Annotated in this window: 13 protein-coding genes; 4 read left to right on the forward strand and 9 right to left on the reverse strand. The window is 36.8% G+C overall.

Annotation, left to right across the window (positions count from 1 at the left end):
• Nucleotides 1-27 precede the first annotated feature (27 nt).
• The 3 genes from grpE to dnaJ all read left to right on the forward strand — a co-directional run bounded on the left by grpE (nucleotide 28) and on the right by dnaJ (nucleotide 3,922).
• Nucleotides 28-678 (forward strand): nucleotide exchange factor GrpE, encoded by a 651-nt coding sequence (gene grpE / locus F8M42_RS10400; protein WP_182186520.1) that lies wholly within the window; start codon nucleotides 28-30, stop codon nucleotides 676-678.
• A 110-nt stretch (nucleotides 679-788) separates the two neighbouring features.
• Nucleotides 789-2,645: a molecular chaperone DnaK gene (dnaK, locus tag F8M42_RS10405; RefSeq protein ID WP_182186522.1), complete on the forward strand. Its 1,857-nt coding sequence runs from the start codon at nucleotides 789-791 to the stop codon at nucleotides 2,643-2,645.
• 110 nt (nucleotides 2,646-2,755) lie between these two features.
• Entirely contained in the window at nucleotides 2,756-3,922 is a 1,167-nt protein-coding gene (gene dnaJ, locus F8M42_RS10410; protein WP_182186524.1) for a molecular chaperone DnaJ, read from the forward strand.
• A gap of 60 nt (nucleotides 3,923-3,982) precedes the next feature.
• Here dnaJ and F8M42_RS10415 read toward each other — a convergent pair whose 3' ends face one another.
• From F8M42_RS10415 to F8M42_RS10440, 6 genes are all read right to left on the reverse strand, one after another.
• Nucleotides 3,983-4,225 carry a sulfurtransferase TusA family protein gene (locus tag F8M42_RS10415; protein WP_196595002.1) on the reverse strand — a complete coding sequence of 81 codons (243 nt, stop codon included), beginning with the start codon at nucleotides 4,223-4,225 and terminating at the stop codon, nucleotides 3,983-3,985.
• Nucleotides 4,222-5,085 (reverse strand): 4Fe-4S binding protein, encoded by an 864-nt coding sequence (locus tag F8M42_RS10420; protein ID WP_182186525.1) that lies wholly within the window; start codon nucleotides 5,083-5,085, stop codon nucleotides 4,222-4,224. The genes F8M42_RS10415 and F8M42_RS10420 overlap by 4 nt, the downstream gene beginning before the upstream one ends.
• Nucleotides 5,086-5,099: 14 nt before the next feature.
• Entirely contained in the window at nucleotides 5,100-5,507 is a 408-nt protein-coding gene (locus F8M42_RS10425) for a M67 family metallopeptidase (RefSeq protein WP_182186527.1), read from the reverse strand.
• Complete coding sequence (locus F8M42_RS10430) at nucleotides 5,507-6,325, reverse strand: HesA/MoeB/ThiF family protein (RefSeq protein WP_182186529.1); 819 nt, start codon at nucleotides 6,323-6,325, stop codon at nucleotides 5,507-5,509. Before F8M42_RS10430 ends, F8M42_RS10425 begins: the two co-directional genes overlap by 1 nt.
• Nucleotides 6,325-6,531 carry a sulfur carrier protein ThiS gene (gene thiS / locus F8M42_RS10435; protein WP_182186531.1) on the reverse strand — a complete coding sequence of 69 codons (207 nt, stop codon included), beginning with the start codon at nucleotides 6,529-6,531 and terminating at the stop codon, nucleotides 6,325-6,327. The genes F8M42_RS10430 and thiS overlap by 1 nt, the downstream gene beginning before the upstream one ends.
• A 170-nt stretch (nucleotides 6,532-6,701) precedes the next feature.
• Complete coding sequence (locus tag F8M42_RS10440; RefSeq protein ID WP_182186533.1) at nucleotides 6,702-8,423, reverse strand: methyl-accepting chemotaxis protein; 1,722 nt, start codon at nucleotides 8,421-8,423, stop codon at nucleotides 6,702-6,704.
• Nucleotides 8,424-8,690: 267 nt separating this feature from the next.
• Here F8M42_RS10440 and F8M42_RS10445 point away from each other — a divergent pair, with 267 nt between their 5' ends.
• Entirely contained in the window at nucleotides 8,691-9,056 is a 366-nt protein-coding gene (locus tag F8M42_RS10445) for a YezD family protein (RefSeq protein ID WP_182186535.1), read from the forward strand.
• A gap of 133 nt (nucleotides 9,057-9,189) precedes the next feature.
• Here the strand turns inward: F8M42_RS10445 and F8M42_RS10450 are convergent, their stop codons facing one another.
• Genes F8M42_RS10450 through F8M42_RS10460 form a run of 3 tightly spaced genes read right to left on the reverse strand, consistent with a single transcriptional unit; the run spans nucleotide 9,190 to nucleotide 12,313 of the window.
• Nucleotides 9,190-10,662 (reverse strand): FGGY-family carbohydrate kinase, encoded by a 1,473-nt coding sequence (locus F8M42_RS10450; protein WP_182186537.1) that lies wholly within the window; start codon nucleotides 10,660-10,662, stop codon nucleotides 9,190-9,192.
• A complete protein-coding gene (locus F8M42_RS10455) occupies nucleotides 10,643-12,010 on the reverse strand; it encodes a PTS galactitol transporter subunit IIC (protein ID WP_182186539.1) in 1,368 nt (455 codons plus the stop codon). Before F8M42_RS10455 ends, F8M42_RS10450 begins: the two co-directional genes overlap by 20 nt.
• 18 nt (nucleotides 12,011-12,028) lie before the next feature.
• Nucleotides 12,029-12,313 carry a PTS sugar transporter subunit IIB gene (locus tag F8M42_RS10460; protein ID WP_182186541.1) on the reverse strand — a complete coding sequence of 95 codons (285 nt, stop codon included), beginning with the start codon at nucleotides 12,311-12,313 and terminating at the stop codon, nucleotides 12,029-12,031.
• Nucleotides 12,314-12,323 lie beyond the last annotated feature (10 nt).

Here is a 12,323-nt window from a genome sequence, read left to right on the forward strand (position 1 = left end):
GATACTATTAAAGAGATGAGGTTAAATATGCCATACATTAAAGACGACATGAAAAAAAAGGACAGCGAAAAGTTAGATGACATGAAAAAAGAAATCTATGAAGCTGTATCGGCAGAAGCTCAAAAATTGTCGGATGAAAACAAACATACTGAAGAAGATCAGCAAAAACCCGCAGTTGAAAAGTCAGCGGATGATGAAGCTGATAAAAAATCTGCCGACATCGATTCTTTGATGACCCAGCTTACCGCAGGTGAAAAGTCTTTGGCGGAAGCCGATGATCGTTTCAAACGACTGCAGGCTGATTTTACTAATTTCCGACGCCGCAGTACTCAGGAAAAATCTGAAATTGCCGATGTTGTCTTACAAGGTTTAATTAAGGACATGCTGCCTATTCTTGACAATTTTGAACGGGCATTGGCAGTTGAGGGTGATGATATTGATGCTTTAAAAAAGGGCATTAAAATGGTCTTTACCCAATTCAATGAAGTTCTCGTCAAAAATGGCCTTGAAACCATAAAAACCACAGGTGAAAAATTTGATCCCAATTTTCATCAGGCTGTGATGCGTGTGCAAGATGCTGAAAAAGAAGACAATACGATTGAACAGGAACTGCAAAAGGGATATATAGTACACGGCCGGGTGATACGCCCATCAATGGTAAAAGTTGTTTCCAATTAACATTATCCATTTCCCCATCAAGGGTAGAAAATCATTTTGGTGGTTTGACTTGTTTGGGGAATCATTCAATAAGCAATATTTAATACATAATATATAGGAGGAATTTTATAATGTCAAAAATAATTGGTATCGATTTAGGTACAACCAACTCAGTAGTTTCAGTTATGGAAGGTGGCGAACCTACAGTTATAACCAACCCGGAAGGCAGCCGCATTACACCGTCAGTAGTAGGTTTTACTAAAGATGGTGAACGTTTAGTCGGTCAACTGGCAAAACGCCAGGCTGTATCCAATCCTGACCGGACCATAGCTTCCATAAAACGCCATATGGGAGAAAATTACAAAGTAACTATCGACGGCAAGGACTATACACCACCAGAAATATCCGCCATGATTCTGCAAAAACTCAAGGCAGATGCTGAAGCTTATCTTGGCGAAACAGTGACCCAAGCGGTCATTACTGTTCCTGCTTACTTCAATGACAGCCAACGTCAGGCCACTAAGGATGCAGGCAAAATAGCCGGCCTTGAAGTTTTGCGTATTATCAACGAACCTACAGCAGCGTCTTTGGCTTATGGTCTTGATAAGGATAAAGATGAAACTATTCTTGTATTCGACTTAGGTGGCGGCACATTTGATGTGTCCATTCTGGAACTCGGCGACGGTGTATTCGAAGTCAAAGCCACAAATGGTAATACTCATTTAGGTGGTGATGATTTTGATAAACGTGTTATGGACTGGATGGTAGATGAATTTAAAAAATCTAATGGCATTGACTTGTCAAAAGACAAAATGAGTGCACAGCGTCTTATAGAAGCTGCTGAAAAAGCAAAAATCGAACTTTCTAATATGACTTCGACCAATATCAATCTGCCGTTTATCACAGCTGATGCCAGCGGTCCTAAACATCTTGATTTAACCTTGACCCGCGCTAAATTCAACGAAATAACCGCCGATCTTGTTGCCGCTACGATTGAACCGGCTAAAAAAGCTATGGCCGATGCTGATCTTACTGTTAACGACATCAACAAAATCATTCTTGTCGGTGGTTCGACCCGTATTCCAGCTGTTCAGGAAATAATAAAAAAAGAACTTGGTAAAGAAGCTAACCGCGGTGTAAACCCTGATGAATGTGTTTCTATCGGTGCTGCTATCCAAGGTGGTATCCTGGCCGGCGATGTAAAAGATGTACTCTTATTGGATGTTACTCCGCTGTCGCTTGGTATTGAAACTTTAGGCGGTGTATGCACCAAAATTATTGAAAGAAACACCACCATACCTACCTCTAAGAGCCAGGTATTCTCAACAGCTGCCGATAATCAGCCATCTGTTGACATACATGTGCTGCAAGGTGAACGGGAAATGGCAGCCGGCAACAAAACTTTAGGCCGTTTTGAACTTGCCGATATTCCACCGGCTCCAAGAGGAGTACCTCGTATCGAAGTTACATTCAGTATTGACGCTAATGGTATTGTTAATGTTTCAGCTAAAGACCTCGGTACCGGTAAAGAACAAAAAATCACTATTCAATCCGACAGCGGCATGAGTAAAGAAGATATTGACCGCATGGTCAAAGAAGCAGAAGCCCATGCATCAGAAGATAAAAAACATAAAGAAGAAATAGATGTTAGAAACAATGCTGACAGTATGGTATACCAAGCCGAAAAAGCGATTAAAGACCTGGGTGATAAAGCCGATAAATCTGCTGTAGAAAAGATTCAATCAGCTGCTGATAAAGTCAAGGAAGCTCTAAAAGGCACTGATACAGAAGCTATCAAGAAAGCTACTGAAGAATTGCAAAAACCACTTTACGAAATGAGCGCAGCAGCGTATCAGCAGGCTCAGCAAGCTCAAGGTCAGGCTGCCGGCGGACAGCAGGCTCAGCAGTCTGCACCAAACGATACCAAGAAAAATGATGATAATGTTGTCGATGCTGACTACAAGGTAGTTGATGACGACAAAAAATAATTTATCTGTAACTTTTCTTGCAGATGACAACAGGTAATATTACTGGCCTGATGACTTTGCGATACTCGAAGTCATCAGGTTAATCTTATTTATATATCAAGGTGGATAAAGTGAGCGAAAAACGAGATTATTACGAAGTCCTCGGCGTTCCTAAAAATGCAACCGAGGTCGACATAAAAAAAGCATTTAGAAAATTGGCCCGCAAATACCATCCTGACCTTAACAAGGACAACCCTAAAGAAGCCGAAGAAAAATTCAAGGAAGCTAATGAAGCCTATGAAGTTTTATCAGATTCCAAAAAACGTGCACAATATGACCAATTTGGTCACGCAGCTTTTGATGGCGGTGCGGGAGCCGGTGCCGGTGGATTTGGTAATTTTGGTGGTTTCGGTGGATTTGGCGGTTTCAGTGACTCATCCGGTGATTTTGGTGACATTTTTGATGCCTTTTTTGGCGGTGGCGGTGGCCGCTCCAGCAGGCGGCAAGGCCCACAAAGAGGCGATGACTTACGCTATAATTTGGAAATAAGTTTCGAAGAAGCAGCTTTCGGTAAAGATACAGAGCTTACTATTCCTCGCACTGAAGAATGTAAAACATGTCACGGAACCGGTGCCAAACCAGGAACACAACCTGAAGAATGTCCTAAATGTCACGGAACCGGCCAAATACAAGAAGTTCACAATACTCCTTTTGGGCGCATGGTAAATACCCGTACCTGCGATCGTTGTAATGGTACTGGTAAAATAGTAAAAACACCGTGTCCTGACTGTCATGGTGAAGGACATACACGAGTGCGCCGCAAAATAAAAGTAAAGATTCCTGCTGGTGTGGACAATGATTCCCGCATCCGGGTATCCGGTGGTGGAGAAGCCGGTACCAGAGGTGGCAGCCCCGGTGATTTATACGTTTACATTACAGTTAAACCACATAAAATATTCCACCGTGACGGCAATGATGTTATTTGCGAAGTCCCGATTTCATTTGTTCAAGCCTCATTAGGCGACAAAATTGAAGTCCCTACTCTTGATGGAAAAGTCGAAATTTCCATCCCAGCGGGTATTCAATCAGGTACTATTCTGCGTATGAAAAATAAAGGTGTTCCATATCTGCGTGGTATTGGACGCGGTGATCAGCACATAAAAGTCAAAGTACTTACACCACAAAAATTAACTACCAAACAAAAAGAATTATTAGAAGAATTTGCCTCAGAAAACAATGAAAATGTTAATCCGGAGCAAAAAACCTGGCAGGATAAAATTAAACGCTTTTTTAAATAAACGAAATGCCGATGAAGTAAAATAGCTTCATCGGCATTTTTTCATTCAAGTTTGGTTTAATTACAATCCGCCTTTTTCCACAAAAACAGTAAAAGTCCCATCGCCATTATCATTTACCTCAATAACTTTATGTCCTTCATCTTTAAAACTGCGCGGTACATTTAAAAGGGGTTCCCCTTCATTGAGTTTTACTCCAAGTATTTGTCCATTCTCAAGTTCTTCTATACTCATCTTAGCTTTTACAAAGGTAACCGGACAAACCACATCGGTAATATCTACAAAATCATCTGCCTTTATACTCATAATGCTTTGTTCAGCTCCTTTTCCAATAATTTCCAGCCTACTCGGTCTAACGTATTTGCAAATCTTTCACCATTCTTTGCATTTTTTTCAAAAAAAGCCAGTGCAATGTCAATTGTTTTATATAAAATTTCTGTAGAAAAAATCAATGGCAGCAATCTCCTGCCAATGGTTATCCTGTTTCCGTACAGTCCACCAAAAGATACAATAAAACCGCTTTCCCCAGACCATGCTGAAGTAGGACAAATTTTAACGCACTTACCGCAATAAATACACTTATCTGACTCAAAATGCAATTTTTTATCTATCTTACCAACTTCTATGGCTTTACCGGGACATATTGCCCCACACAACCCGCAAAAAGTACATTTTGAACTATTCCATAAGGGTTTTATACCGCCTTTTATACCAAGATCATTTTCCTCAGCCTTTAAACAGTTATTACAACAACCCGTAACACCAAATTTAAATTTATGGGGCAGTTCCCTGCCGCCATATCTTTCTTCCAGTCCTTCAGCCACTTCCACCGTATTGATAAGACCTGACGGGCAAACGCTGTTACCTTGACAGGCCGTTATCGTTCTCACTCTTGGACCGCAGGCACCGACCTTCACGCCGCCTTCAGCCAGTTGCGTCTTTATTTGACTGATATTATTTACATTGATAAAGGGAATTTCCACGCCCTGCCGTGAAGTTAAATGAATATAACCATGTCCATATTGTTCGGCTACTTTTTGAATCGTTTTAAGCTGCTGTACCGTTAATTGTCCGCCGACTGATTTTAGACGCATAGAAAAATGATCTTTTTGTATTTGACGCATAAATCCGCCTTTTTTTAGTTCTTTATAATCAACATTTTCCACTTAATTTCCCCCTGCTATAGTATCGTTATTAATTCTTCACTGGAAATTTTATTCTCTATTTTAAAACTTTTTAATATAGGCTTCTTATCCGCCAATGATAAAATAAGATAACTTAGTGCTGCATCAAATGCCAATCTTTTATCTTCATCCGATGGTCTTGCCGGTGAAGATGGATGGCTGTGAAAATTACCAAGCAATATGTATCCAAATTGTCTCATATCCCTAATTGCATCAAACTGCTCCTTTATATTCATAGAAAAATGCTCTGAACTATGATCCATATTAGTTAAAAAATATATTTTTTCTACAATGCTTTTTTGTCCATTTTTTATTCCACTGATAAGCCCGCAGACTTCATTGGGCAGATTATCTTTGGCAAATTTGACAATATCTTCCATTTGTTTTTTTTGTAAAACAATCATCAGCTCAACCTTCTTGTTTCACATTTTGGTTGTTCATAATCAATCAACCTTGTAATAGTTGGCTTTTCACCACAGACTGCACATTTTTTATTACGGGAAAGCTTAACTTTCCTAAAATCCATCGTCAATGCATCATAAGTCAGCAAACACCCCGTTAATAAATTTCCCAGTCCTAATATGTATTTTATTGCCTCGGTGGCTTGCAGTGTCCCTATTATTCCACCTAGCACTCCCAATACCCCAGCCTGTTTGCAGCTTGGTACTGCATCAGACGGCGGTGGTGTTTGAAAAACGCAGCGATAGCAAGGGCCTCTACCGGGTACATAAGTCATTGTCTGTCCCTTGAATCCTAAAATTCCAGCATGGGAAAATGGTTTTTGCAAAAGTACACAGGCATCATTAATCAAAAATTTTACAGGGAAATTATCCGTACAGTCAAGAATAAAATCATAATCCCTATCCTTAATAATATTTTTTAAATTACCGGAATCTACTATTTCTTGATATGTAACTACATCTACATCAGGATTTATCGCTGTGATACTTTCTTTTGCCGATAAAACTTTTGGTCTGCCAATATCATTCGTTGAATGTACTATTTGACGCTGCAAATTTGATAAATCAACATTATCAAAATCCACCAGTCCTATTGTACCTAGCCCCGCTGCAGCAAGGTACATTGCTGCCGGAGAACCCAAACCTCCGATGCCAATAATCAGAATTTTTGCCTGAAGCAGTTTTTTTTGTCCTTTGCCTCCTACACCCTGCAAAATAATCTGCCGGGAATACCGTTCCATCTGTTCATTAGTTATTTCCATCACTGACCACCTCCCATAAAATAAAGATATTCAACAGTATCACCCTCATTAATTGGCGTTATACCAAAATCAGCTTTGTCGATAAATTCATTGTTGATCTGAACCGTAATATATTCCGGGGTCTGTGCTTTTGTTACCTCCAAAAGTTCATCAACCATCATTTTTTTGTCCAAAAATACTATTTTACCATTCAATGTAATATTCATAAAAACCCTCCTGCCACTTTATCAAACCGATAATATATTTTCAATAGCAAAAAGGCTGGAAAAAGCAGTCAACCCTTCTATCTGCTTTTTCCAGCCTTTAGTTTTCTAATCGGCATAGAATAAATATAATATGATTAGAATACCAGCATATTCACAGCCTGTCAATAAATTTATATCTTAAATTTATTGACAGCGTCCTGTAGTTCTGAAGCCAATTGTGCCAAATGAGTACTGGCCGAAGCTATTTCTTCAATAGATGCTGATTGCTCTTCAGCGGCCGCCGATATTGTTTCTGTTTCTTCCGCCGCTTTTTTACTTTCACCCTCAACTGTTTTTGCTGACTTTATAACCTCATCGCTGCCTGCCGTCAATTCTTCAGCAGCAGCTGATATATCTTGAATATCACCAGATATCCCCTGCACCATAGTCAAAATTTCTTTGAAATTTCTTCCTGCAATATCTACAAGATCTCTGCCATTTTTAACCTCTTTTTTACTTTCATTCATAAAAACAATCGCCGATCTTGTTTTCGCCTGAACTTCATCAATGATAGTTGTTATATCCTTGGTCGCTGAAGCCGATTGCTCAGCGAGCTTGCGCACTTCGTCAGCTACCACCGCAAACCCCCGACCTGCTGATCCGGCCCGGGCAGCTTCAATGGCCGCATTGAGTGCAAGTAAATTTGTTTGCTCAGCAATCTGTGAGATCAAACCGACAATCGTATCAATTTGTTTTGATTTTTCCCCCAGGTTCTCAATAACATCTGCCGTATTGTCTGTTTTTTCTCCTATGGTTTTCATTTGGCTGACAGCTTCCTCAATTACTCTATGTCCTTCATTTGCAGCATCCGATGTTCTTTCTGAAGACGAAGCCACATCTACCGTATTTTTGGTAACCTGGTGGATACCCATTGTCATTTCCTCAACAACATGATTTGTTGCTATAGCTATTTCAAGCTGTCTATTGGCTCCTGCTGCAACTTCTGTAATAGATTCAGCTATTTGATTAGTTGCAAGCGCTGATTGTTCGGCACTTGCAGTAAGTTCTTCTGACGCAGCCGCCAACTGATCAGATGTATTTATCAATTGTTTGATAAGCGCCCGCACATTTCGATTCATTTGATCAATAGCTTTTGCCAAAAAACCAAATTCACTTTTATCCTCGAGATGCTTGGTTTCAACATTTCCCGAAAAATCTCCCGAAGCAATTTTATCGAGGAAATCAATAGAATTCCCCAACTGTCTGACAATTTGTCTGATAACCAGCCACCCCAACAAAACTCCTACTAATATACCTGCCAAAATAATAATAATAAATACTGTTTTCATACTATTCAAGTCTTCATCAGATTTTTGTTTCATAGCTTTTGCTTCATCTTTGGCAATTGACGTCATATCTGTTAATAATTGTGTTGTTTTTGAAGCCAGCCCTGCTACATTATTTTGATAATAATCATATGCTTCCTGATTTCTGTTTGCCTTTGCCAAATCTAAGGCTACATTATTCTCTTTTTTATATTCTATTAAAATTTTATTAAGAGCTTTAAGTTTTTCTTGCTGTATCGGACTTAAATTCATTGAATTCAACTGTTCCATATTTTTTCCATACATTGTCCGCATATCTTCGATTTCTTTTGCAATGCGAACATTTTCTGCCTGATCTTTTGTCAGCATGAGTTCAAATAAATCACTGCGTATCTGTCCGATATATGTACTGTTCTGATGCGCCAAATCTACCTGCATCATATTTTCATTATACATTTTGTCGGTATCCTCATTGCTTTTTTTCAAATCCAAATACCCTATACTTCCAATAACCAAGATAGTTACACTGAAAACAGCAATCAGCAATATAAGCTTTTCCCTAATCTTCAAATTCTCAAACCATTTCATCAACGTCACCCCTCATCAATGTAGAAATTTTCAAATTAATTTAGATATATATTCTACATTATATTTGTATAACCTGCATTATTCGCAAATTTTATAAATAATACAGGTTATATGTTCATTATCATTACAATATTAAATATATTAAGGGTTACAGTAATTAATAATTTTCTATTTTTCATATTGACAATTCTTATACAAACGATTATACTTGCTTATATTATCATACTTTATCCGTAATGTATGATTAATTTGATTGAGGGGGATAAAATGACAGATAATAAAACTTTGGCTAAACATCCTAAAATAGATTCTGCTGGCATGAAACTGATAGTTACTTTGTTAAAAGCGGTTTTTCATGGAGAAATAACCTTAATAGTACAGAATTCATGTTTAATCCAAGTTGAACGTAATGAAAAGATTCGTCTGTCAGATCTTAAAAAGTTTCAAACCTATACCCAAAAATCAGCTATTATCAATTATGATCCAGTCTGCCAAAAAATTCAGCAGGAATTTTACAATCTTGAATATGGTAATATAGTAATAATAATAAAAGCAGGCCGTGTAGTTCAGGTTGAACGCACTGAAAAATATCGTTTTCAGGGTTTTACCGGAATGGATGGCGAAGGTATCTGAGCATCAGGTCAAATGTTAATCTAAAATTATAAAAACCAATATTCCCCGATTTCCAGTAAAAATCAGGGAATATTGGTTTTTAATTTATCGTCTGATTTATGTCGATAAACTGTAACCTGTTTCTAACAAAATACTATATACATTGCCTTTCCATATTTACTTTAAGATCGTAAATCTTTTTATATTTATCGTATAGTTTTTTAAAAAATGAAGCTTTGTACTCATTAGGTAAATATTTTTTCATTCTTTCTGTCTTAGCATTGCACTTCTCAAAATAGCACACTGCCCCATATGATACTGTTTCCGGAATATCTATTGCAATAACAGGTTTATTTAAAATATCAGCTTTCAACTGTAACCAAAATTCATTTTTTACAGCCGGACCAATAACTTTAATAATATCAAACTTATTACCTGTATCATCAAAGCAATTATATAAATTTTTCAATTCCAGGCATAACCCTGCAGAAATATCAAATAATAGCTGTTTGGAAGATATTTTATTCGTAAAACCATAATATAATCCTTTTGCAAAAATATTTTTTTCTGGAGAACCATTACCTCGTAAGTGAGGAAAAAATAAATTAGTCTCGGTCGTAGTGGACAATTTTGCATATTCGGTTTTTATCGTAATGAAAAAATTAACCAGTTCTTCATAACTATACCCAAATAATTTTTGAAAACTTTCAAAACAAATTCCAGCGCAGGGTAATGATGCAAATAAGGTATATCTTTCATTATCAATATAAATGCCATTAGAAAGTTTTCTTTTAAATGAATTATCATTTATATTTACGTTATCACATATTGATAATAATCCTTCAGTTGTTCCTGTAGAGTTAAGTAATTCATTATTTTTTAAATTAACTGATACAGAACCTGCCATATGATCATGTCCCGCAACATAAACTTTGCAATCATCCTGAAATTTTAAATATTTCCCCATTACATCCGAAATAATTCCAACAGCAGAATTATTAGGAATTATCCTAGGCATAATTTCAAGGGGAAGATTAAATTTCCTTAATAAAAATTTTGACCACTGCTTATTTTTTATATCTAACAGCATTGTCCTACTTGCAAGAGTATACTCCATCGACCTTTCTCCGGTGAGAAGATAGGCAATATAGTTAGGGAGGCTGAGCCATTTAACAGCAATATTTGAATTCGCAATAAATTTATCATATAACCATTTAATTTTGAACACACTATAATTACTATGAACAGGAAGTCCCGTAATCATATATACCTCATTGATATCAGACTGTGATAATGAATTAAGATATTTTTCCCCTCTTTTGTCATACCATGCTATCATTGGACCAACTACACTGCCATTTTCGGTTATCAATACTCCCATTTCACCCACGCTTGCTATAATTATTTTTTTAATAATATATAGTCCGCTGGTATTAAATATAATAATCTGGTCTTCTATTATTTTCCATAGCTTTACATAATCGAAATCTTCATTATTGTTATTAGAAATTTTAGGAGTATCGAATATTTTTTGAACAATATTTTTTGTATTGTTAATTAAATACAATGATATTTTTGTATTAGTTGAACCTATATCAAGAACAAAATCAACTTTCACTTTTACCATAAACATATCCCTTTGTCCATTTATAAACAAAATATATAATAACAGCAATAATAGGAATCAACACTATTGATAAAATATCTCCTTGGAATATTTTCATAATCCAAAATCGATATGGATTACCCCCATCTAAAAAACTAGAAACTAAACCACTGGAATCCGGTGGGAAATTAAACTGAACATCTTCTGCCATACGCGTAACAAACGGTGCTATATTAGTTGCTATTAATAAATCTCCTATCATACATGGTATACCAATGATAATTGCCCTAAAAATATTTCCCTTAGTAGCTAAAACTATCATTGAAGCAAATACAGCTAAATTAGCTAAATCCCCCAACGGCAAAACCTGATTGTCTGGTATAAGAAAAGCAAATACAACCGCGAGAGGAGTCAACAACAATGCTGTAGAAATTATTGCCGGACTACCAATAGCCACAGCAATATCCAGTCCAATATATAAATCCTTACGATTAGGATACTTTTTATTAAGAAATTTCTTTATTGATTCCGATAATGGGAGAAGTCCTTCCATAAGAATTTTTACCATTCTGGGCAAAATAAACATAACAGCGCCGATATTTATTCCTAAAATCAGTGTATTTTTAAAATTATAACCTGCAAGAATTCCCACCATAATCCCCAAGATAATACCGACTAACATTGGTTCTCCGAATACGCCAAATTTTCTTTGTATACTTTGTGGATCTATATGAATTTTATTTATAATTGGAATTTTATCAATAATTTTATCTCCCAATAATCCTATTGGGAAAAATACGGCCGATGAGAGTGTAGGCAAAGATATTCCTTCCAGTCCAAAATATCTTTCTACCAAGGGAGCAGACCAATCCGCTAATTTAAATATTACCACAGCTGTTATTCCAGCAGCCAAAAGGCCTAATACAAAACTGCCCGTACTGTAATATACCAATGCACCGGCCAATGCAAAATGCCAATAATTCCACATATCAACATCTACGGTCCGAGTTAAATTAAAAGCCAATAAAACAATATTGATAAATATTGTCAATGGAATAACAAAAGCGGCTATAGGTGACCCCCATGTTATAGCAGCAAGAGGTGGCCATCCAAGATCAACTATAGGTAAATTTATGCCGCTATGTGTGACCATTGATTGGGCAGCAGGTCCAATATTATTGGTTAATATTCCAAAAATGGCGTATATCCCAACAAATCCCATCCCCACTGTCAATGAGGATCTAAGCGCAATAGAAACCGGAATTCTAAAAAACATTGCGAGTACAAATAAAACCAATGGCAGCATAACTGTTGGACCAAAACTTAAAATATATTTTACAGTGTCAAGTAAGAATGAACTAAAATCCATGATTAAAACACCTCTTTCCTATTTGATTAAAATGTCATAAATTTTCTTCAGTGTGTCGTCTTCCCCTATCCCTGTCAAAAGATTTAATCCCCTGATTACCGGTACATCTAATTTATATGGAATATTAGTTGTTGAAATAATCAAATCTATGCCATTACAATTTTTAGGTACACTGGCCACATTTGATTGATGATACTCAATTTCCAGTCCCTTTTCCTTGCAATACTGCGTGACTTTTTCCGCTACTACAGTAGATGTAGCAATTCCTGTTGCACATACAAACAGTACATGTTTTTTTGACATAATGTTCTCA

The sequence above is a fragment of the Pectinatus frisingensis genome (assembly GCF_014076555.1).
GTDB classification, from domain to species: domain Bacteria; phylum Bacillota; class Negativicutes; order Selenomonadales; family Selenomonadaceae; genus Pectinatus; species Pectinatus frisingensis.